The organism is Micromonospora sp. NPDC005197, from assembly GCF_040608295.1.
Taxonomy (GTDB): Bacteria; Actinomycetota; Actinomycetes; order Mycobacteriales; family Micromonosporaceae; genus Micromonospora.
The window spans coordinates 1-20,942 of record NZ_JBEXHY010000093.1; the positions used below are offsets into that span (position 1 = coordinate 1).

The window sequence follows — 20,942 nt, forward strand, 5'->3', positions numbered from 1 at the left end:
GCCCTGGCCCGCTCGCGGGTCAGGGCTCGACGTCGATGACCTTGTGCGGGCGCTCGTCGGCGGTGAGACTCATCGGCGGCGCCTCGTCCTGCCGCCGGGGATGGAACCGATTGGCCAGCCGGTGCTCCTCCTTCGGCGGCCGGTCGTTGGCCAGCAGCACGGCCAGCCACGGAATGAGCACCATGCCGAGGGCGCACAGCGGCAGCCAGACCCAGAGCAGTGGGGCGTTCGCGCCGACCAGGATCGCGCCCGCGATGATGCAGGCCACCCGGATGCCCATCATGAGGACGTAGCGGCGTTGACGGCTGGTGAGCTGATCATTCTGGCTGCGCGAGGCATCGGTGATCAGTATCGGCTGGTACGCCTGACGCTTCACCATGGACCTCCTCGAAGGGATTACGCCCCATCCTGTCACCACCGAAGCGTGATCAGCGAAAATTGACCCAGCCCGGTACGTGTTACGCGCGTGGTACGCTGCGCGATGTGGGCAGCAGGTTCAGCTTCACCGATGAGGCGTTGGCCAACCTGAGGGTCTACGACGTCACTCCCGGGGAAGTCTGGGAGGCGCTGCACAGCCCTCGGCGGGTCATCCGCCACCTGGGCGACGACGTGATGGTGGTCTACGCCGCCGCCCGGCGGGGCCGCCGCCTGGCGGTGCTGCTCGCCGAGGCCGACGGCACCGACAACGACTGGGACATCCTCTCCGCCCGCGAGCTGAGCGACGTCGAGTCGAAGCGCTACGACGAGGCCGTGCGGAGAGATCGCCGATGAGGAGGCCGTGACGATGCACCGTAACGACGCGACCAAGCAGTTCCACAGCGGCGACGACCGGCTCGCCGACCTGATCGACGACAGCCCGGCGGTGGACCTGCCCACCCCCGACACCGACGTGCCGATGGTGAGCCGATCGGTGCGGCTGCCGCTGGAGACCTACGAGCGGGTCCGCACCGCCGCCGACGCCCGGGGCATCGGGGTCACCACCCTGATGCGGCAGTGGATCGAGGCCGGCCTGGCCGACCTGGACGACTCCGCCACCGTCTCCCTCGCCGACGTCCGGCGGGCGCTGGCGTCGCTGGCCCACCCGACCGCCGCCTGAGCGTCAGCCCCCCGCAGCCTTCGCCGCCGCCTTCATCTGCTGCTTGTACTCCCGCACCCGGCGCAGCGAATCGGCGTCGGTGACGTCCGCCACCGACCGGTACGCGCCGGGATCGCCGTACCCACCGGCCGCCTCCCGCCAGTCCTGCGGGGTCACCCCGAACCGCTTGCCGAGCAGGGCCACGAAGATCTGCGCCTTCTGCTTGCCGAAGCCGGGCAGCCCGGCGACCCGCCGCAGCAGCTCCGGCCCGTCGGCGACGTCGGCCCAGAGCAGCGCCGCGTCACCGTCGTAGCGTTCCACGAGCACCTGGCAGACCTCCTGCACCCGGGCCGCCATCGCCTTGGGAAACCGGTGCAGCGCGGGCGGCTGGGCGAAGAGCGCGACCAGGGCTTGCGGGTCGTAGCCGGCCAGCTCCGCCGCGTCCAGGTCGTGGCCGAGGCGCTGGGCGAGCACGTACGGCGAGGAGAACGCCTTCTCCATCGGCACCTGCTGATCCAGGGTCATGCCGATGAGCAGGGCCAGCGGACTGCGCTCCAGCAGCCGGTTGGCCTCCGGATCGATGGGAAGAGACAGCGCCATGCTCTGATGATGCCGCACCCGATCGGTACTGCCGGTTGGGTAGGTAGCAATCGGAACGAGGTTCGATAGGGTCTGCGGGCTGGTGTGAACAGACGCGCAGGAGTCGAGCTGCCATGATGGCGAACCAAGTGACGGCTCGACGTGTCTGACGGGGTCAGCGTGAGAGACCGATGGATCTATCACTTCACGCACGTGGACAACATCGAAGCAATCTTCAGTTCAGGCCGGGTCGCGTGCGACATCACTGCACGCGAGGGTCTGACCCGCACCGAGGTCGGCGACCGGGCAATCAAGGAGTCTCGCCGACGACGACCAGTGCTCGCCGGGCCAGGTGGACAGGTGGGTGACTACGTCCCGTTCTACTTTGCTCCCAGATCGCCCATGATGTACCGAATCGCCTGCGATCACCGGGACAGCAAGCCGAATTGCTATCCCGGGGGCGATCGGCCGCTGGTCTACCTCTTGACTACCGTCGGATCTGCGGTCGATGGCGCATCAGGATGGGTCGGGACCGACGGCAACGCCGCCACCGCTACCACGGAGTTCACGGCCGACCTCCGGGCGCTGAACGAGATGGTCGACTGGCCGCTCATGACAGCCGAGCGATGGAACAACACCGCCGAAGACATGGACCGCCAACGCAGGCGACAGGCGGAATTCCTCGTTCATCAGGAGTTGGATACGCGGCTGATCAAGTGGGTTGGTGTTCACGATGATCATCACCGGTCGCGGGCGCTGGCGCTCCTAGCAGGGCATCCACTCACGGAGCGCGTTATCGTCAGGCCCAAGTGGTACTACGGGTACGGAAGGAGGTGAGAAGCATGATCGAAGATGGCCACGGCAACCTGCTCACCGCTGAGGTCGACGCTCTCGTCAACACGGTCAACACGGTGGGTGTAATGGGCAAGGGCATCGCTCTGCAGTTCAAACGGGCATTCCCGGCAAACTTCCGCGCCTACCGAGCTGCCTGCGCAAGGGGTGAGGTTCGCTTGGGCGAGGTCTGGACGTTCGACAACGCCATACTCGGCCACCGGCGATACATCTTGAACTTTCCAACCAAGGGACACTGGCGGGGCAGGTCGCATCTAGAGGACATCGCTGCTGGCCTCCGCTCGCTGGTAGAAGTGGTCAACGAGCGAGGTATCACTTCCGTCGCCATACCCGCCCTAGGCTGCGGCAACGGTGGTTTGCGGTGGAGCGACGTTCGTCCGTTGATTGAGCAGGCAGCCGCTCGTATGCCTAACGTACGCGTCGTGGTCTTCGCTCCGGAAGGAGCTCCAGCGCCTGCCGCCATGCCGAACGCAACGCCAGTCCCCGCCCTGACCCCCCTCCGCGCCGTACTACTGATCGCCATCGCCCGATATCTCGACCGTGCTCGGCTTCAGGAGGTTCGGGAGGGGATCAGCGAGTTGGAGATCCAGAAGCTCGCCTACTTCCTCCAGGTTCTAGGCACACCGCTGAAGTTGGCGTTCAACCGGGGAACCTACGGGCCCTACGCGCCGACCCTTGGCCACGTGCTGGACAGCCTTGAAGGCCACTACCTGTCAGGCATAGGGGACCGGTCTGCACCGGTCACTCAGTTCGCGCCGATCAACCCCCTTCCGCAGAGCGTTGAGGCAGCCGAAACTGCGCTACGAGGCGAAGATGAGATCGTCCGCCGCGTCAACGAGCTGCTTGAGCTGGTCGACAGCTTCGAAACGCCTTACAGTCTCGAACTACTCGCCACGGTGCACTTCGCCTCTATTCAGGCGCCTCCGACAGCCGAACCGGCCGAATTGGCCGATCGAGTGGCGTCTTGGAGTCTGCGCAAGGCACGCATGTTCACCGACAAGCACGTACGGGTGGCCGCAGCCCGGCTCCAGGAGCATGAGCTTCTGCCAGCCTGACAGGAACGAGTCACTTCCTATGGGCAGGGCAGGCTCTGGTCCAGGGTCATGCCGATGAGCAGGGCCAGCGGACTGCGCTCCAGCAGCCGGTTGGCCTCCGGATCGATGGGCAGCACGAGCGTCATACCTGCCATCTTGCCTGGCGCGCCGATTCGGGCGGACACCGACGCTCCGGCAGTCGTCCGGCGGGTGCTGCCGACGCGGGGCGGGGCGAAAGGCAGGATGAGGGCGTGGACGAACACGACATGCTGCTCTCCCCCGCCGGCGTCGACGCGCTGCGGACCGCGCTGACCCGAACGGGGTTCACCAGCCACGGCATCGCCGAGCGGCTGGGCGCGCAGGCCACCGCTGCGGTCTCCCGCAACGACTACCGGGCCGCGCTGCGCGCCACCGAGGACGGCGACCCGCTCGGCACCCTGATCCGGGTGTTCATCTGCGACCAGACCGAGCCGGAGGCCGCGGTGGCTGCCGCGCTGGCGCCGCTGCGCCTTGCGGAGGCGCTGGCGGGCGGGCTGGTCGAGCGGTACGGCGGCGGTCTGCGTGCCGGCGTCGACCTGGAGCCGTACGGCGACGACTGGTGGGTGCTCGCCGACGTGCCGGCCAGCGCCCGGCCGGGTCGTCCGCTGCACGCCGAGCACGTGCTGGGCATCGGCGGCGCCACCCAGACCCTGATCGGCGCGACCGTGCGCCGGCGGGTGGGCAGCGCGCTGGACCTGGGCACCGGCTCCGGCGTCCAGGCCCTGCACCTGGCCACCCACGCCGACACGGTGACCGCCACGGACCTCTCCGAGCGGGCTCTGCGCTTCGCCGCGACCACCGCCGCTCTCAACGGCCAGGACTGGGAGCTGCTGCGGGGTGACCTGGTCGCCCCGGTGGCCGGCCGTCGCTTCGACCTGGTGGTGAGCAACCCACCGTTCGTGGTCGGTCCGGGCACCACCACGCACGTCTACCGCGACTCGGGCCGGGTGGGTGACGCGATCGCCGCCGAACTGGCCTCCGCCGCCCCCGGCCTGCTCACCGAGGGCGGCACCATGCAGTACCTGGCGAACTGGGTGCACGTCGCCGGCGAGGAGTGGGACGAGCGGGTGGCCGGCTGGTTCGCCGGCACCGGCCTGGACGCCTGGGTGATCCAGCGCGAGGTGGCCGACCCGATGGCGTACGTCGACCTGTGGCTCACCGACGTCGGCGAGGGCGCCGACCCGCAGCGGGCGGCCGTCTGGCTGGACTGGTTCGACGCGCACAAGATCGAGGCGATCGGCTTCGGCATCGTGTCTCTGCGCCAGGGTGGGCACGCCGACCCGGTGGTCCGCGTGGAGGACCTGCGTCAGCGGGTCCAGCCGCCGCTGGGCGACCAGATCGGCGCCTGGTTCGACCGCCAGGACTTCCTGCGGGTACGCGACACCGAAGCGCTGCTCGCCGAGCGCTACCGGGCCACCGACGGCCTCCAGCTGCGTCAGGAGGCCACCATGGGCGACGAGGGCTGGGCGGTGGACCGGCAGGTGCTCGCGATGCCGCACGGCCTGCGCTGGACCGAGGAGATCGACCCGCTGGTGCTGGCACTGGTCGGTGGGGCCGACGGCCGGCTGCCGCTGCGCGACCAGCTCGCCCTGCTCGCGGCGGCCCACGACGTCGAACCCGCGGAGATGGCCGAGGCCGCCGGCCCGATCGTCGCGCACCTGGTGGAGCGCGGCTTCATCGAACCGGTGACCACGTGATGCCAGCGATGTGCGCGGTGGCACGCTGATGCGGGCGGTGGTGCAGACCGTCGGGCGGGCCAGCGTGACCGTCGACGGCGAGGTGGTCGGCGCGATCGAGAACGGCCTGCTGGTGCTGCTCGGAGTGACCCACACCGACACCGCGCAGACCGCTCAGACCATGGCGCGCAAGGTGCACGAGCTGCGCATCCTGGACGGTGAACGGTCCGCCGCCGACACCGGCGCGCCGATCCTGCTGGTCAGCCAGTTCACCCTCTACGGCGACGCCCGCAAGGGCCGCCGTCCAAGCTGGACGGCGGCAGCCCCCGCCGAGGTCGCCGAACCCCTGGTGACAGCGGTGGTCGACGCCCTACGCGAACGAGGCGCCAAGGTCGAAACGGGCCGCTTCCGAGCCCACATGCTGGTGGAAAGCCTCAACATAGGCCCCCAAACCCTCCTCCTAGACCTCTAACCCCCGCCCCTCTTCCCGGTGATCAAGAGGTTTGCGTCAGAATCCGGCCCCAAGGTGACGCAAAGCTCTTGATCACCGGGGCAGCCGGGGGTTAGGAGAAGAGGCCTCGGCGGGACAGGGACTGGCGGAGCCAGGTGTCCAGTTCGGCGGTCCAGTCGGTGTTGTCGGCGGTGGCGTGCTCGACCGTGAACCGGCCGAAGGCGTCCCGGCCCTCGGTGAAGACTCCGCCGCGTTTGTCGACCTCCAGCACCACCTGCATCTGTCGCGCGTCGGCGATGAAGGTGACCTCCAACTGGTTGATCGAGCGGGCGTACTGCGGTGCCGGGCTGCACTCGATCTCCTGGTAGAAGGGCAACGTCTGCCGTACGCCGTAGAGGTGTCCACGCTCCACGTCGGCGCGCGCGAACCGGAAGCCCAGCCGCAGCAGCGCCTCCAGCAGCCGCTCCTGGGCGGGCAGCGGGTGCACCGACACGGCGTCCAGGTCACCCGTGTCGACGGCGCGGGCGACCTCCAGCTCGGTCCGCAGCCCCATCGTCATGCCGTGCAGATGCTGCCCGTACAGCTCGGTGACGGGTGTCTCCCAGGGCACGTCGAAGCGGAACGGGAGATCGTGGCGCTGCCCCGGCTCCAGCCGGAACGCACCGGTGACCCGCTGACGGTGGAACTCCTGGGTGGTGTCGTAGTCGTTGCCGCCGCTCTCCACCTCGACCCGGGTGACCAGGCCGAGCGTGACGTCGTCGATGTCGACCTGATGGTCGCCGCCGAGCACCTGGACGTGGCCCTCCAACTGCCCGCCGGGGCGGCAGTTCGGGTTGGCGAGCACCGTCTCGACCGAGGGGCCGCCGACCCCCATCGCCTTCATGAGCCGCTTGAAGACCACACCGTCCTCCATCGTCGGACCACGCCGACCCGGGGCGGCCGACCGTCCGCAACGTAGCCGGGCCGGGCACGCAACCGCCGGGATGACACACCGCGGCAACGATCCGGCCGGATTCCTGTCGGGTGCCCGATCGCCTCACTCCCGTTTCACGCCCTGCCCGCCAAGCTGTGTGTCACACCGGCACCACTGGGCCGGAGACACGGCACAGACGTGGACACGGGGAGAAACAGAGATGGTCCTGCAGATGACGGAACACCGGACGCGCCCGGCCACCAGCACCGAGACCAACGGGGCCGCCGAGGCCCTCGCCGACCTGGACGCCACCGACGAGCGCGGCATCTCCACCGACCTGGTCCGGGCGTACCTGAACGGGATCGGCCGGACGAAGCTGCTGACCGCGGCGCAGGAGGTCGACCTGGCCCGGCGGATCGAGGCCGGCCTGTTCGCCGACGAGAAGCTCGCCACCTGCACCCCGGTCTCCGAGGAGCTGCGGGCCGACCTGGAGCTGATCGTCGTCGAGGGCCGCGCCGCCAAGAACCACCTGTTGGAGGCGAACCTGCGGCTGGTGGTCAGCATCGCCAAGCGCTACACCGGACGCGGGATGGCCTTCCTCGACCTGATCCAGGAGGGCAACCTCGGCCTCATCCGGGCGGTGGAGAAGTTCGACTACGCCAAGGGTTACAAGTTCTCCACGTACGCCACCTGGTGGATCCGGCAGGCGATCACCCGTGCCATGGCCGACCAGGCCCGCACCATCCGCATTCCCGTGCACATGGTCGAGCAGGTCAACCGGATGGTCCGGGCCCGCCGGGAACTGGCGGTGACGCTGGGTCGCGAGCCAGGAGTCGCCGAGGTCGCCCGGGCCCTGGACATCCCCGAGTTCCAGGTCATCGAGCTGATCTCGTACGACCGCGAGCCGGTCAGCCTGGACCAGGCCGTCGGCGACGACGGCGAGAGCGCGCTCGGTGACTTCGTGGCCTCGGTGGACCCGCGCACCGACCCGGGCGAGGGTGCCGCGCAGGGCGAACTGCGCAACGAGGTGAGCATCGTGCTGGCCACGCTGTCGCAGCGGGAGCAGGCGGTCATCCGGCTCCGGTTCGGGCTGGACGACGGTCGGCAGCGCACCCTGGACGAGGTCGGCCGCGAGTTCGGCCTGTCCCGCGAGCGCATCCGGCAGATCGAGAAGGTGACGTTGCTGAAGCTGCGCGCTCCGGAGCGGGCGCAGCGCCTGGAGGCGTACGCCTGCTGACGCACCGGATGAGCAGGGAAGGTCCCGGCGGTTCGCCGGGACCTTTCCTGCTGTCGGGGTGCTTGACTGTGGCGCCGACCGGCTCCGCGACGAGCGAGGAGAGTGCCATGAACTGGACGTTGGAAGTGGTGATCGTGCCGGTCTCCGATCTGGACCGGGCGAAGACGTTCTATGCCGACCAGCTCGGCTTCGCCGTCGACCACGACACGGTGATCAGCGACGACGCCCGCATCGTGCAGTTGACCCCGCCCGGCTCGGGCTGCTCGATCGTGATCGGCAAGGGCGTCGTCCCGGAGATGCCGCCGGGTTCGCTCAAGGGCCTGCAACTGGTGGTGCCCGACCTGAAGCGGGCCCACGCGGAGCTGGTCGCCCGTGGCGTGGAGGTCAGCGACATCCAGGTGGTGGGCCAGAACCCGAGCCCGGTGCCGGACCCGCTGGACAACGTCGGCTTCATCTTCTTCGCCGACCCGGACGGCAACACCTGGGGCGTCCAGCAGATCTCCAGCCGCGCCTGAGCAAGCCGCGGTCAGAGGCGCCGGGGGCCGGTGTCCGGGCGGGCGGCCACCCCGCCCACCCGCACCTGGGCGTGCAGGACCGAGATGCCGTCCGGGCGGGCGAGCACCGGGTTGAGGGTCACCGAGCGCACGCGGGGCTGCTCGTCGGCCAGCTGACCGACCCGCAGCAGCAGGTCGGCCAGCGCCGCCCGGTCCACCGGCGCGGCGCCCCGGTGCCCCCGCAACAGCGGTGCCGCCCGGGGTTCGTCGACCAGCTCGGCGGCGTCGGTGTGGGTCAGCGGCACCGCCCGCCAGGCCCGATCGCCCAGCAGCTCGGTGGCGACCCCGCCGAGGCCGAAGCCGACCACCGGCCCGAACGCCGGATCTTCCACCAGCTCCACCACGCAGGCCACACCGGGCGGGACCATCGGCTGCACCAGCACGTCCGCGCCGAAGCCGGCGGCCATGTCGGCGTACGCGCGGCGGACGCTCGCCTCGTCGGGCAGATCGAGGCGGACCGCGCCCAGGTCGAGCCGGTGTCGCAGCCCCGCGGCGGCGGCCTTGAGCGCCACCGGGTAACCCACCCGCGCCGCCGCGTCGACCGCCGCGTCGACCGAGTCCACGGGCACCGACGCGACGGTCTCGATGCCGTACGCGGCCAGCAGCGCCTCCGCGTCGGTGCCGTCGCCGCGCAGCGCGGCCGCTGCGGCGTCCCGGTCGATCCCGGGCAGCTCGGGCGCGACCCCGGGTGGGCGGCGCAGCCACTCGGCGTACCGGTGTACCCGGGCGAGCGCCCGGACGGCCTCCTCCACGCCGGCGTACGCCGGCACCCCGGCCGGCAATCGACCGACCAGGAACGTCGCCACGGTCGGCTTGCCCAGGGCGAGGGCGGCCGGCAGCGCGGCGGTGACATCGGCGTCCACCTCGGTGCGTTGACCGGGCAGGGGCGGGGCGAAGACCACGACGAGCGCGTCCACCCGGTCGTCGGCGGCCGTCTCGGCGAGGGCGGCGGCGAACTCGTCGGCGCCGGCGCTCGGCGCGACGTCGCGCGGGTAGCCCTCGGCGACGGTCAAGCCCTGCCCGACACAGGCCGTGGCGGCCAGGCCGGTCAGCGCCGACGAGTTGCCGACCACGCCGACCCGGCCGCCGGCCGGCAGCGGCTGGTTGGCCAGCAACACCCCCACGTCGAGCAGCTCCGGCACGGTGTCCACCCGGATCACCCCGGACTGGGCGAACAGCGCGGCCACCGCCACCTCGTCCGGGCCGGCGGTGTCGCCCACACCGGCCGGGCGGGCCGGCGAGGCAAGCGCCACGACCGGTTTCGCCCGGCCGATCCGCCGGGCCAGCCGGGCGAACTTGCGCGGATTGCCGAACGTCTCCAGATACAACATGATCACGTCGGTGCCCGGGTCGTCCTGCCAGTACTGCAGCAGGTCGTTGCCCGACACGTCGGCCCGATTGCCGGCCGACACGAAGCTGGACAGCCCGAGGCCACGCCGGTCCGCCTCGGCGAGCAGCGCCACCCCGAACGCGCCGGACTGGCTGAAGATGCCGACCCGACCGGCCGGCGGCAGCGCCGGGGCGAGGGTGGCGTTGAGGCGTACCGTCGGGTCGGTGTTGGCCACGCCCAGGCAGTTCGGGCCCACCACGCGCATCCCGGCGGCGTGCGCCGCGCGGACCAGCGCACGTTGCCTGGCCGCGCCCTCCGGGCCGGCCTCGGCGAAGCCGGCCGAGATCACGACCAGGCCGTGCACCCCGGCGGCGGCCGCGTCCGCGACCACCGCGGTCGCCGCCTCCGGCGGGACCGCCACCACCGCCAGGTCCACCGCGACCCCGGCGTCGACCGCCGAGGGGTACGCGGGCAGCCCCGCCACCGTCGACGCGCTCGGGTGCACCGGCACCACCGCGCCGGTGAACCCGCCGTCGCGCAGGTGCCCGAGCACGGCCGCGCCGACGCCCTGGCCGGTGGCGCTCGCGCCGTAGACGGCGATGCCTCGCGGGGCGAGCAGCCGGGCGATCGAGCGGGCCTCGGTGCGGTGCTCCCGGCCGCGCTGCACCTCCAGGGTCGCCTCCGTCGGGGCGATCGGGAAGCTCAGGTGCACCACCCCGTCGGCGTACGCGCGCTGCACCTGGTAGCCGAAGTCGGAGAAGACCCGCAGCATCGTTCCGTTGGCCGGCAGCACCTCGGCGACGAAGCTCAGGATGCCGTTGCGCCGCGCGGCGTCGGCCAGGTGCTCCATCAGCACCGGGCCGATGCCCCGGCCCTGGAAGGCGTCCTCGACCACGAAGGCGACCTCCGCCTCCGGCGCCTGCGGGCCGAGCCGCTCGTACCGGCCGACGGCGACGAGCCGGTCCCCGGCCAGCACCACGAACGCCTCCCGGTCGTGGTGGTCGACCGTGACGAACCGGATCAGATCCCGCTCCGGGATGCGCGGGTACGGCGAGAAGTAGCGCAGGTAGCGGGTGCGCTCGGAGAACCGGCTGTGCATGGCCACGATCGCCGGCGCGTCGTCCGGCCTGATCGGTCGCAACTGGACGGTGCTGCCGTCGCTGAGCAGCACGTCCACCGGCTGGTCCACGGTCGTCACAGGAAACGGCCCGGCTCAGTCCCGCGGGTCGTACGGGTCGAGCCCGAGCAGCGGGAAGACGGTCTTGCGAGTCGCCGCGATCGCCCGGTCCACCGCGTTCGGCTCGCCCGTCGGCTGCCACGGCTCGTACGACGGGTCCGCGTCGTCGGTCATCCGCAGCGGAATCTCCCGGCCCGGCCGACGGGCCGCGGCCAGCTCACGCCAGCCCGGCGGGGTGAGCGTCGCCGGGTCGATCGGGTCACCGGTCGCCACGGCCAACAGGTGGCTCCAGGCTCGGGGCACGACCTCGACCAGCGCGTACCCGCCGCCGCCGGTGGCCACCCAGCGGCCCTCGCACAGCTCGTCGGCGAGCGCCCGCAACGCCAGGTAGGTCGCGCGCTGCCCGTCCACCGTGAGGTTCAGGTCGGCCAGCGGATCCAGTCGGTGCCCGTCCGCGCCGCACTGGCTCACCAGCACCTGCGGCCGGAACGCGCGCAGCACCGACGGCACGATCGCGTGGAACGCCCGCTGCCAGCCGGTGTCGTCGACGCCGGGCGGCAGCGGCATGTTCACCGCGCTGCCCTGCGCGCCCGGCCCGCCGGTCTCGTCCGGGAAGCCGGTGCCCGGAAAGAGCGCGAGCGGCGTCTCGTGCAGGCTGACCGTGAGCACCCGGGGGTCGTCCCAGAAGATCTGCTGCACCCCGTCGCCGTGGTGCACGTCCACGTCGACGTACGCGATGCGCTCGGCGCCCAGATCCAGCAGGCGGGCGATGGCCACCGCCGGGTCGTTGTAGACGCAGAAGCCGGACGCGCGGGCGGGAATCGCGTGGTGCAGCCCACCGGCCACGTTCACGGCCCGGCGGGCGTCACCGCGCCAGACCGCCTCGGCCGCGGCCACGGTCGCGCCGGCGATCAACGCGCTGGACTCGTGCATCCCCTCGAAGACCGGATTGTCGGAGGTGCCCAGCCCGTACCCGGCGAACAGCGGGTCACGCGGCGCGGCCCGCACCGCAGCCAGGTAGGCCGGGTGGTGCACGCGGGTGAGCAGGGCGTCGTCGGCGGGCTCCGGCTTGACCACGCGCACCCCGGGACGATCCAGGATGCCCAGCTCCCGGGCGAGCGCGACGGTCAGCTCCACCCGGACCGGGTCGAGCGGATGGTCACCCATGTCGTAGGCGAGCAGCGAGGGGTCCCACACCACTACCGTGTCGTCGGACATGACCTCATCGTCGCACGAGGACCGTCGTCGGCCCACCGCACGCGCTGGTCAGCGGCCGGGTGTCGGCCCGGAGGCGACCGGCCGGGCCGGGTCGGCGACCCAGTTGCTCCACGAACCCACGTAGAGCGCGGCGTCCGTGCGGCCGGCCAGGTGCAGCGCGAGGACCGCCTGCGCGGCGGTCACCCCGGAGCCGCAGTACGCCCCGACCGTCCGCGCCCCGGTCGCGCCGACCGCGGCGAACCGCTCGCGCAGCACGTCGGCGGCCGGGAAGCGCCCGTCTGCGCCCACGTACTCGCCGGCGGGCAGGTTGGCCGCGCCGGGCACGTGACCGGCGACCGGGTCGATCGGCTCGACCTCGCCGGCGTAGCGGGGCGCCGCGCGCACGTCGAGCAGCACGGCGTCGTCGGCGGCAGCCAGCGCGGCGGCCTGCCCGGCATCCAGCACCGGAAGATCACCGGGGCGCACCTCGACGTCGCCGTCGGCCGGGGCGGGCGCGGTGGTGGAGACCCGTCGTCCGGCGGCGACCCAGGCCGGGAAGCCACCGTGCAGCAGGCGCACCGGCCGGTGCCCGGCCCAGCGCAACGTCCACCAGGCGCGCGCGGCGGCCAGGCCGTCACCGCCGTCGTACACCACCACGGGGTGACCGGCGCGGACGCCGGCGGCCCGCAGCGCGGCCTGTAGCGCGCCCGGATCGGGCAGCGGGTGCCGGCCGCCGACCCCGGGCGGCCCGCACAGCGCGGTGTCCAAATCGACGAAGACCGCGCCGGGCAGGTGACCGGCCAGGTAGTCGTCGTGGCCGGGCGGGCCGGTGAGCCGCCAGCGGACGTCGAGCAGGGTGGGCGGGTCGGCGTGGTCGAGTTCGGCGGCGAGCTGATCGACCTCGACAAGCAACTCCTCGGTACCGGACATGGCGACCATCCAACACCATCCGGATCACCACCACGCGATTCGGCGGCGGTCGCTCGCCGCGCGGCGGGGTAGCATCGAGCATCGGAGGGCCGCTTACCTTATGAAGTCTCACGATCTGGTCGACACCACTGATCGCGAAGCTACCTTCGCTACCTTCGGACAAAGGGGGCGAAAGTGAAGAGCCATGATCTAGTGGACACGACCGAGATGTACCTGCGCACCATCCTCGAGCTGGAAGAGGAGGGGGTGCCGCCGCTGCGCGCCCGGATCGCCGAGCGCCTCAAGCAGAGCGGCCCCACCGTCAGCCAGACCGTGGCCCGGATGGAGCGCGACGGCCTGCTCACCGTGGAGGGCGACCGGCACCTGACGCTCACCGCGCTCGGCCGGGGCAGCGCCGTCTCCGTGATGCGCAAGCACCGCCTCGCCGAGTTGCTGCTGGTCAACGTCATCGGGATGCCCTACGAGGAGGCCCACGAGGAGGCCTGCCGCTGGGAGCACGTGATGAGCGACGCCGTCGAGAAGCGGGTGTACGACCTGCTCAACCGGCCGACTCGCTCGCCGTACGGCAACCCGATCCCGGGTCTGGAGGAGCTGGGCTCCCCCGAGGCCCAGGCCAGCGAGGCCGGCGAGGGCGAGCGCAACCTGGCCTTCCCCGGGCTGTCCGGGCCGGTCGTGGTCCGCCGGATCTGCGAAAGCGTGCAGACCGACGCCGACGTGCTGCGCCAGCTGCACGCTGCCGGCGTCGACCCGGGTGCCACGGTGACCGTGGCGCAGGAGCGCGACGGGGTGTCGATCGACCGCTCCGGCGACCGGGTGCGGCTCCCCCGCGAGGTCGCCTCCCGGGTCTTCGTCGCGGCCAGCTAACCGACCTCGGGCGTCACAGCGCCCGCGTGTCCACCTTCTTGGCCAGCCCGACCAGGTCTCCGGCCAGCTTGTCGGCGGCCGCGCGGTCGGCGGCACGGGCGCCCGTCCAGGTCAGCGTGGCCAGGCGCCCGTCGGTGCCCAGCCAGCCGACCTCGGCGACCGGGCCGTGCCCGCCGGTCGCGGCGGTGGTACGCCGGTACGCCTGCTGACCCAGCCCGGTCACCTTCGCCGCCTTGTCGGGCATCACGTCCGCGCCGAAGGTCGTCTTGTCGATGGTGGTCTCGGACACACTGAGCATCAGCTCCGGCAGCGCCGCGCGCTCGGCCCGGACCACGCACGTGTGCGTGTCACCCCGCTCGCTGGCCGCCGCCACGTCGAAGCGCACCTTGACGAGCTGCTCGATCACCGCGAAGTCCAACAGCCGGCAGGCACCCCCTGAGGAGGCCGCCGACACGTCCAAGGCGACCGGCGCCTGCGGCGGCACCGCCACCGGCTCGGCCTCGGCGGCACAGCCGCTCAGCAGCAGGCCCGCCAGCCCGGCGACCACGATCCGCCCGCGCACGCTCCACCCTCTCGCCGACCGACGGCGGAGGGGGCCCCGCCGGATGTCCGTCGGACACCGTACGGGGTGTGCGGGTCGGGCGGAAGTCCTCGTGCACGCCTATTCCGACGGTGGATCGTCCACGTACGGGCAGTGCCGGCAGCCCCGGCCGCAGCACGTGCCGCGGCGGGCGAGGAAGCCGGCGCTGAGCACGAAGAGCCCCGTCGCCGGGTCGGGGTAACCGGCTTCACCGGCGGCCAGCGCGGCGGCGTGCGCGGCGAGGATCCGGGCCCGCTCGGGGTGCTCGGACGGCAGCCGGGACGGGTGCGGCTCGGCGAGCGGTCGATCCGCCAGGGGTCGTCGCTCTCCGCTCACCCGCAGCAGTCTAGGGAGGACCCGTCGGCGGTGGCCCAGCCGTGCCGGGCGGGCGGAATTGCGGTGCCGGGTGGGGTGGCGCCTCGGTAGAGTCCGCGGGCCGCCGGCCGGCGGCGCCTACCCGCACGGACAGGCAGCGGCGACGGTGAGTCAGCAGGTGCAGCGGTCCCCGGCTGTCGAGGCGGTCGAGGCGGGGGCGACCCCGTCGCTGTGGCGCAGCCGGAACTTCCTGCTGCTCTGGGGCGGTCAGACGGTCAGCGAGCTGGGCACGCGGATCGCCAATGTCGCAGTGCCGCTGCTCGCCGCCGACACCCTGCACGCCAGCGTGTTCCAGGTCTCCCTGCTGACCGTCCTGGCCTGGCTGCCGTACCTGCTGTTCTCGCTGCCGGCGGGCATCGTCGCCGACCGGCTCGACCAGCGGCGGCTGATGATCGCGTGCGACCTGGGTCGGGCCGCGCTCCTGCTGTCCCTGCCGGTGGCCGCGCTGGTCGGCCACCTCACCCTGCCCTTCCTGTACGCGGTGGTCGGGCTCGGTGGCGTGCTCACCGTGCTGTTCACCGTGGCGTACAAGACTCTGCTGCCCCGGCTGGTGCCGGCGGACCTGCTGGTGGACGGCAACGCCAAGTTGACCATCAGCCAGGACGCCGCCGAACTGGTCGGCCCGACGGTCAGCGGCGCGTTGATCGGGCTGGTCGGCGCCGCCCGCACCTTCCTGGCCAACGGGTTCGCCTTCCTGGTCAGCGCGCTGACGCTGATCCTGATCCGGCAGCCACCGGTACGCCGCGAGCCGGCTCCCCGCGTACCCCTGCGGGTGGAGTTGACCGACGGGCTCGGCTTCATCCGGCGGCAGCCGATCCTGGTCAGCATCCTGGCCTGTACGACGTGGTCGAACTTCTGGGTGATGGCGTCCGCCTCGATCGAGGTGACCTTCCTGGTGCGGGAGCTGCACGCCGCGCCGGTGCAGGTGGGTCTGGTCTTCTCCGTCAGCGCCGTCGGCGGGCTGGTGGTGGGGGTGCTGGCCGCCCGGCTGTCGGCGTGGCTCGGCTCGGCCCGGGTGATCTGGGTGGCGATGACCGCGCCGGGCCCGTTCTATCTGCTGATGCCGTTGGCCCGACCCGGCTGGGGACTGCTGCTCTACGGTGTCGGGCTGGCCGCGTTCTCGGCCAACGCGGTGCTGTTCAACGTGGCGTCGATGTCGTACCGGCAGCGGATCACCCCGCCGGCGATCCTCGGCCGGGTCAACGCGGCGTTCCTCTGGATCTGCTTCGGGGTGATCCCGCTGGGCGCGCTGACCGGCGGCGCGCTCGGCACCACGCTGGGGCTGCGCGGCGCGCTCTGGGTGTGCGTGCTGGGCACCTGGGCGGCCTGCCTGTTCGTGGTCTGCTCGCCGCTGCGCCGGATGCGGGACACGCCGGCGGACGTCGGCGTCTGAGAGGGTGGGGCATGCCCACCTTCGCCGCCTGGGACGGCACCACGCTCGCGTATCGGAGTCTCGGCGGGGGCGACCCGCTGATCTGCCTGCCGGGCGGGCCGATGCGCGACTCGGCGTACCTCGGTGACCTGGGCGGCCTGTCCTCGCATCGGAGCCTGGTTCGGCTGGACCTGCGCGGCACCGGCCGGTCGGCGGTGCCGTCGGACGCCTCCTCGTACCGGTGCGACCGCCTGGTCGCCGACGTCGAGGCGCTACGCGTGCACCTGGGGCTCGCCCGGCTGGACCTGCTCGGGCACTCCGCCGGCGCGAACGTGGCGCTGCAGTACGCGGCCCGACACCCCGACCGCGTGGGCCGGCTCGCGCTGATCACGCCGAGCACCCGGGCCGTGGGGCTGGAGGCGACCGCCGCTCTGCGCCAGGAGGTCACCCGGGCCCGCGCCGATGAGCGGTGGTACCCGGAGGCCGCCTCGGCGCTGGAGTCCATGGTGACCGGACGGGCCACCGGCGACGCCTGGCAGGCGATCGCGCCGTTCTTCTACGGCCGGTGGGACACGGCGGCCCGCGCGCACCAGGCGGTCGAGGCCGCCCAGCGCAACCAGGAGGCCGCCCGGATGTTCGGCGCCGACGGCGCTTTCGACCCGCCGGCCACCCGCGCCGCGCTCGCCGCCCACCCACGCCCGGTGCTGCTGCTCGCCGGTGAGCTGGATCTCGGTGCCCCGCCGGGCCTGGTTGCCCAGCTCGCGGAGCTGATGCCCGGCGCCGAGCTGGTCGTACAGCCCGGCGCGGGGCACTACCCGTGGCTGGACGACGCCGACCGGTTCACCGCCACCGTCTCGGCGTTCCTGCGCTGATGCGGTGGCTTGAGTCTCCACCGGGGGGAGACGCGAGGGTGGGGGCATGAGCGGTGACGAGCGGTACACGATCGGCGACCTGGCCCGACGCACCGGGCTGAGCGTCAAGACCATCCGGTACTACGCCGACAGCGGGATCGTGCCGCCGACCGACCGGAGCCCGGCCGGCTACCGCCAGTACGGCCCGGAGGCCGTCGCGCGACTGGAACTGGTCCGGACGCTGCGCGACCTGGGCGTCGAACTGGCCTCCATCCGTCGGGTGGTGGACCGCGAGGTGCCCCTGCACGAGGTGGCCGCCGCGCACGCCGAGGCGCTGGCGGTGCAGATCCGGGTGCTGCGGCTGCGCCAGGCCGTGCTGACCGTCGCGGCGAGGCGGGAGGCGGGCCCGTCCGAGGTGGACGACCTGCACCGGTTGGCCCAGCTCACCGCCCACGAACGGGGGCAACTGGTGGACGACTTCCTGGACAGCGTCTTCACCGGCGACCCGCCGACGTACCCGGGCGTGCTCGTCTCGATGACGCCGGACCTGCCCGACGACCCCACCGCCGAGCAGGTGCAGGCGTGGGTGGAGTTGGCCGACCTGTGCCGGGACCCTGCCTTCCGGGCGAGCATGCGGCGGCTCGCTCGCCAGCACGCCGCCGACAACGACGTGCCCGGGCTGCCCCGCCCGGACGCCGTCGCCATGGTCCGGGACGGGGTGGCCAACGCCCTGGCCACCGGTCTCGATCCGGCCGGACCCGAGGCCGAGCCGGTGGTCGCGGCGGTCACCGACCGGTACGCCCGCCTGCACGGCCTCCCCGACGACGCCGACCTGCGCCAGCGGTTGCTCGACCGCCTGGTGCTGGCCAATGACCCTCGCCGGGACCGTTACCTCGACCTGCTGTCGGTGATCAACGGCTGGTCGGGCGGTGGCGCGGTCGCGCCGGCGGCGGACTGGTTCATCCGTGCCCTGCGCGCCCGGACGCCCGCGCGGAACCGCTGAACCGGCCGGGTCGGCGTCGGAACGTCAGGCGAACCAGGTCAGCGCCTGGCCGTGCCCCCGGGCCCAGGCCAGCGGCTTGCCGTCCAGCGCGAGGACGTTGTGCAGCGCCGCGTCCGGCGAGTCGGGCAGCCCGTCGTAGGGCAGCACCTCCGGGGCCTCGTTGGCGATCCAGTGCCCCGGCAGCTCACGCACCAGCCGGACGAACGCCTCCCGACGGGCGACGGGCACCTGGTAGAGCACCGAGGTGTGGAAGATGACAAGCGTCGCGCCGGCCGGGGCCCGCGCGGCCAGCGCCGGCAGGTCGTCCACCAGGTCGCCGCGGATCAGCAATGGCGGATCGGCCGCAGCGACCGCCGCGGCGGCGCGCAGACGGGCCCGCCGGTGCGCGTGCTCCGGCCAGATCAGGGCGTCCAACCACGACACCGCGTCCGCGTCGGTCACGTCGAGCGGGTTCAGGTCCAGGCCGGCCCGCCACACCACCTGGGGTACGCGCTCAGGCGGCACGAATCCGCTGGCCGCGCACTCCAGGACCGGCTCGCCGGACCCGATCCGGTGCTCCCCGTAGCGGTAGGCGTACCGGTCGGGGTAGAGGCAGAGCCCGGCGGACGCGCCGACCTCCAGCAGGGCCAGGGGCTGCGGCAGCGCGGCGAGCACCGGCAGCAGGACGGCGCAGCGGCCGGCCTCGTTCGTCTGGGTGGCGCGCGCACGCATCTGCGCCTCGATCGCCGGCCAGTGGGTGAGCGTGTAGTCGTGGAACGCGCCCGGGTCGTCGACCGGGCCACCGAGCCAGCGGACGACGCCGAACAGCAGATTCGGCTGTCGCTTGGCCGGCGGAAGCGCGTCGAGGAGGGCGAGCAGGTCGTCGTCGTGGGCGACGGCGTCGGACAGTCGCTCGTACGTCGGTGAGACCCCGTGCGCCTCGCGGCGCGCGAACTCGACGTACGCCTCTGCGGTTGTCATGCCCTCATCGTCGCAGCCCATTCCTCGGTGGGTCAGCCCCCGTGCCTGTGCGCTGACCCACCGGCCTTCTCGAGCCCGGCACCGCTCAGGGCAGCTGGCCCGGTCGGTCGACGATGGCGATGCGCAGTAGCGCGACAGCGTTGTACAGGGATTCCTTGCCGTCACGCACCACGGAGTTGCGGGTGCCGAGGTAGACATGGGAGTCCCGATCGAAGATGAGGTCCAGGTTTCCACCGATCACCCCGGGCATCCGAATCGCCACCCCATGGCGGCCGGCGGCGTCCACCACGTCACCCGAGATGACGACCGCTCCGGGTTGCCGTGCCAGCAGTTCGAACAGCGCCGCGAGCGCTCGGGGTGGCACGTATCCGTCGAGCATCGACCACGCGGTGGTGTACGCCATGCTCTCGTCCCCGTAGACGGCCTCCTCATCGGCGCCTTCGGGTAGATGCAGGTCGACCGGGTGCGCCCGAAGGTAGCGCAGCAGCTCGTCCGGATCGGTGGGTAGGTCGCCGTGGTACGCGGGCGGCTGGAACGCGTCGAGCTCGTTGTCGGGATCGGCGGGATCGTCGATGCGGAGCACCTTCAGTTGGCTCCACCCGTTCGGATCGGTCTCCGGTCGATACCGTGCCTGCGTATAGGCGACGCCACCGGCCGACTGCCACAGTTGGTTCCGAATCGTCCGGTACGGACCGCTGTTCGGCAGCTCCCGTATCGTCGCCAGGGACTCCGTGAAGACGTACTGGTCGGGGCGGGCGGTGAGCTCCGGCTGCTGCCGGGCGACGTCGGCCGCCAGGTGGAAGACCTCCGACGCGGTGGCCGTGGGCGGCGACTGATCGCCCATCTTCATGGTCTGGACCGCCAGCGCACCGGCGGTCAGCGTCACCGCCATCCCGACCGCTCCGGCGAGACGCCAACCGCGCAGGAACGGGGTACGGCGCCCGGCCGGACGGCCCGCCGACGCCAGCTCGGCCCGTTGGGCAACGTGTGCGCTCAGGTCCCTGAGAAGCTGCTCCTCGAAACCCTGCGGCGACCGTTCAGTCGTGTTCATCGTCAGCTCCGTCTCATCTCAGGCGAGGGTGGCGGCCGGGTGGGCGAGCACGGCGCGGACGACGCGACGGGCACGATGCAGGCGGACCCGAGCGGCGACCGGCGACATCCCGAGCACGGTCGCCGCCTCGGCGACGGTGAGGCCGTCCACGGCGACGAGTTCGACAAGCGTGCGGGTGCCCTCGGGTAGCTCGCTCAATGCTCGATAGGTGCGGCGGGCCGCCGACTCGGCGTCGATCCGCTCCTCGATGCGGGCGATGTCATCGGGGCCCAGGTCCCGTCGTCCCGCCAGTCGGCCCGTCACCCGCAGCCGTTGGGCCGCCCGACGTCGCTCGTCGCCGATGACGTTGCGGGCCACCCCGAACAGCCAGCCGATCTGGCTGCCCCGGTCCGGCCGGTAGCCGGCCGCCGATTCGATCACCGCCAGGAACACGTCGGCGGTCAGGTCGGCAGCGAGGTGTGGGTCGTCGACCCGCCGCGCCACGAACCGACCCACCGCCTCCAGGTGCCGCCGGTAGAAGGCCGCGAAGGCCACCGGATCGGCCCCGATGCCGGAGATGTCACCCTCCGCTCCGCCAGGCTCATTCACAGGCCGTCCTCTCTCGTAGCCGCTACACCCCTTCTTCGTCAGACGGAGCGCGGGTGTTACCGAGCCATCCGGCACGTAGGTCGAGGCAGCTCATCGTCGGTTGATCCGGGGGCCTCCCTTCGCCGCCGGGAGATCTCCTCCAGCTGCGGGACGTGGGTACAGACGTGTCCGCCAGTGCCATGGTCGGCGTGACTCACCAGGATTGCTGAACGAGTCAGCCGGCGGACCTACCCGAGCAGTGCCGCCGCCGCGGC

The 20,942-nt window shown here is 72.3% G+C and carries 23 protein-coding genes; 12 read left to right on the top strand and 11 right to left on the bottom strand.

Annotated elements, in window-relative coordinates:
- Positions 1-19: 19 nt before the first annotated feature.
- Entirely contained in the window at positions 20-379 is a 360-nt protein-coding gene (locus ABZU46_RS23895) for a DUF3099 domain-containing protein (RefSeq protein WP_354861180.1), read from the bottom strand.
- 104 nt (positions 380-483) lie between these two features.
- Here ABZU46_RS23895 and ABZU46_RS23900 point away from each other — a divergent pair, with 104 nt between their 5' ends.
- Both ABZU46_RS23900 and ABZU46_RS23905 read left to right on the top strand, forming a co-directional pair.
- Positions 484-771: a hypothetical protein gene (locus ABZU46_RS23900; RefSeq protein WP_354861181.1), complete on the top strand. Its 288-nt coding sequence runs from the start codon at positions 484-486 to the stop codon at positions 769-771.
- A gap of 13 nt (positions 772-784) precedes the next feature.
- On the top strand, positions 785-1,096 hold the full coding sequence (locus ABZU46_RS23905) for a hypothetical protein (protein ID WP_354861218.1): 312 nt from the start codon (positions 785-787) through the stop codon (positions 1,094-1,096).
- A 3-nt stretch (positions 1,097-1,099) separates the two neighbouring features.
- Here ABZU46_RS23905 and ABZU46_RS23910 read toward each other — a convergent pair whose 3' ends face one another.
- Positions 1,100-1,675, bottom strand: a complete 576-nt coding sequence (locus ABZU46_RS23910; RefSeq protein ID WP_354861183.1) for an HhH-GPD-type base excision DNA repair protein — start codon at positions 1,673-1,675, stop codon at positions 1,100-1,102.
- A 159-nt stretch (positions 1,676-1,834) separates the two neighbouring features.
- Between ABZU46_RS23910 and ABZU46_RS23915 the strand changes: the two genes are divergently transcribed.
- From ABZU46_RS23915 to dtd, 4 genes are all read left to right on the top strand, one after another.
- Positions 1,835-2,491: a DUF4433 domain-containing protein gene (locus tag ABZU46_RS23915; RefSeq protein ID WP_354861185.1), complete on the top strand. Its 657-nt coding sequence runs from the start codon at positions 1,835-1,837 to the stop codon at positions 2,489-2,491.
- A 5-nt stretch (positions 2,492-2,496) separates the two neighbouring features.
- A complete protein-coding gene (locus ABZU46_RS23920; RefSeq protein WP_354861186.1) occupies positions 2,497-3,561 on the top strand; it encodes a macro domain-containing protein in 1,065 nt (354 codons plus the stop codon).
- Between the two features lie 230 nt (positions 3,562-3,791).
- The gene (locus ABZU46_RS23925; protein WP_354861188.1) at positions 3,792-5,276 is read left to right on the top strand and encodes a methyltransferase; all 1,485 of its coding nucleotides are present in this window, start codon (positions 3,792-3,794) and stop codon (positions 5,274-5,276) included.
- A 28-nt stretch (positions 5,277-5,304) separates the two neighbouring features.
- The gene (gene dtd / locus ABZU46_RS23930; protein ID WP_354861190.1) at positions 5,305-5,727 is read left to right on the top strand and encodes a D-aminoacyl-tRNA deacylase; all 423 of its coding nucleotides are present in this window, start codon (positions 5,305-5,307) and stop codon (positions 5,725-5,727) included.
- A gap of 91 nt (positions 5,728-5,818) precedes the next feature.
- Here dtd and ABZU46_RS23935 read toward each other — a convergent pair whose 3' ends face one another.
- A complete protein-coding gene (locus tag ABZU46_RS23935; RefSeq protein WP_354861219.1) occupies positions 5,819-6,607 on the bottom strand; it encodes a sporulation protein in 789 nt (262 codons plus the stop codon).
- Between the two features lie 232 nt (positions 6,608-6,839).
- Here ABZU46_RS23935 and sigB point away from each other — a divergent pair, with 232 nt between their 5' ends.
- The gene (gene sigB, locus ABZU46_RS23940) at positions 6,840-7,856 is read left to right on the top strand and encodes an RNA polymerase sigma factor SigB (RefSeq protein ID WP_354861192.1); all 1,017 of its coding nucleotides are present in this window, start codon (positions 6,840-6,842) and stop codon (positions 7,854-7,856) included.
- Positions 7,857-7,963: 107 nt separating this feature from the next.
- Positions 7,964-8,371 (top strand): VOC family protein, encoded by a 408-nt coding sequence (locus tag ABZU46_RS23945; protein ID WP_354861194.1) that lies wholly within the window; start codon positions 7,964-7,966, stop codon positions 8,369-8,371.
- Positions 8,372-8,382: 11 nt separating this feature from the next.
- On the opposite strand, the gene ABZU46_RS23950 is transcribed toward ABZU46_RS23945, so the two are convergent.
- The 3 genes from ABZU46_RS23950 to ABZU46_RS23960 are packed head-to-tail and all read right to left on the bottom strand — an operon-like array spanning position 8,383 to position 13,044.
- Entirely contained in the window at positions 8,383-10,938 is a 2,556-nt protein-coding gene (locus ABZU46_RS23950) for a GNAT family N-acetyltransferase (protein ID WP_354861196.1), read from the bottom strand.
- A 15-nt stretch (positions 10,939-10,953) separates the two neighbouring features.
- The gene (locus ABZU46_RS23955; protein ID WP_354861197.1) at positions 10,954-12,135 is read right to left on the bottom strand and encodes an acetoin utilization protein AcuC; all 1,182 of its coding nucleotides are present in this window, start codon (positions 12,133-12,135) and stop codon (positions 10,954-10,956) included.
- 48 nt (positions 12,136-12,183) lie between these two features.
- Entirely contained in the window at positions 12,184-13,044 is an 861-nt protein-coding gene (locus tag ABZU46_RS23960; protein ID WP_354861198.1) for a sulfurtransferase, read from the bottom strand.
- Between the two features lie 174 nt (positions 13,045-13,218).
- Here ABZU46_RS23960 and ABZU46_RS23965 point away from each other — a divergent pair, with 174 nt between their 5' ends.
- Positions 13,219-13,908, top strand: coding sequence for a metal-dependent transcriptional regulator (locus ABZU46_RS23965; protein WP_354861200.1), 690 nt, complete (start codon positions 13,219-13,221; stop codon positions 13,906-13,908).
- Positions 13,909-13,921: 13 nt separating this feature from the next.
- Here ABZU46_RS23965 and ABZU46_RS23970 read toward each other — a convergent pair whose 3' ends face one another.
- Entirely contained in the window at positions 13,922-14,470 is a 549-nt protein-coding gene (locus tag ABZU46_RS23970; RefSeq protein WP_354861202.1) for a hypothetical protein, read from the bottom strand.
- Between the two features lie 99 nt (positions 14,471-14,569).
- The gene (locus ABZU46_RS23975; protein ID WP_354861203.1) at positions 14,570-14,824 is read right to left on the bottom strand and encodes a DUF5522 domain-containing protein; all 255 of its coding nucleotides are present in this window, start codon (positions 14,822-14,824) and stop codon (positions 14,570-14,572) included.
- A 145-nt stretch (positions 14,825-14,969) separates the two neighbouring features.
- Here ABZU46_RS23975 and ABZU46_RS23980 point away from each other — a divergent pair, with 145 nt between their 5' ends.
- From ABZU46_RS23980 to ABZU46_RS23990, 3 genes are read left to right on the top strand one after another with little or no spacing between them, the layout of a single operon-like run.
- The gene (locus tag ABZU46_RS23980) at positions 14,970-16,256 is read left to right on the top strand and encodes an MFS transporter (RefSeq protein WP_354861205.1); all 1,287 of its coding nucleotides are present in this window, start codon (positions 14,970-14,972) and stop codon (positions 16,254-16,256) included.
- Between the two features lie 11 nt (positions 16,257-16,267).
- Positions 16,268-17,107 carry an alpha/beta hydrolase gene (locus ABZU46_RS23985; protein ID WP_354861207.1) on the top strand — a complete coding sequence of 280 codons (840 nt, stop codon included), beginning with the start codon at positions 16,268-16,270 and terminating at the stop codon, positions 17,105-17,107.
- A 46-nt stretch (positions 17,108-17,153) separates the two neighbouring features.
- Complete coding sequence (locus ABZU46_RS23990) at positions 17,154-18,089, top strand: MerR family transcriptional regulator (RefSeq protein WP_354861210.1); 936 nt, start codon at positions 17,154-17,156, stop codon at positions 18,087-18,089.
- A 24-nt stretch (positions 18,090-18,113) separates the two neighbouring features.
- Here ABZU46_RS23990 and ABZU46_RS23995 read toward each other — a convergent pair whose 3' ends face one another.
- The 3 genes from ABZU46_RS23995 to ABZU46_RS24005 form a co-directional block, all read right to left on the bottom strand.
- On the bottom strand, positions 18,114-19,049 hold the full coding sequence (locus tag ABZU46_RS23995) for a DUF2332 domain-containing protein (RefSeq protein WP_354861212.1): 936 nt from the start codon (positions 19,047-19,049) through the stop codon (positions 18,114-18,116).
- 85 nt (positions 19,050-19,134) lie between these two features.
- The gene (locus tag ABZU46_RS24000; protein WP_354861213.1) at positions 19,135-20,100 is read right to left on the bottom strand and encodes a CU044_5270 family protein; all 966 of its coding nucleotides are present in this window, start codon (positions 20,098-20,100) and stop codon (positions 19,135-19,137) included.
- An 18-nt stretch (positions 20,101-20,118) separates the two neighbouring features.
- Positions 20,119-20,688, bottom strand: coding sequence for a sigma-70 family RNA polymerase sigma factor (locus ABZU46_RS24005; protein WP_354861215.1), 570 nt, complete (start codon positions 20,686-20,688; stop codon positions 20,119-20,121).
- Between the last annotated feature and the right edge of the window lie 254 nt (positions 20,689-20,942).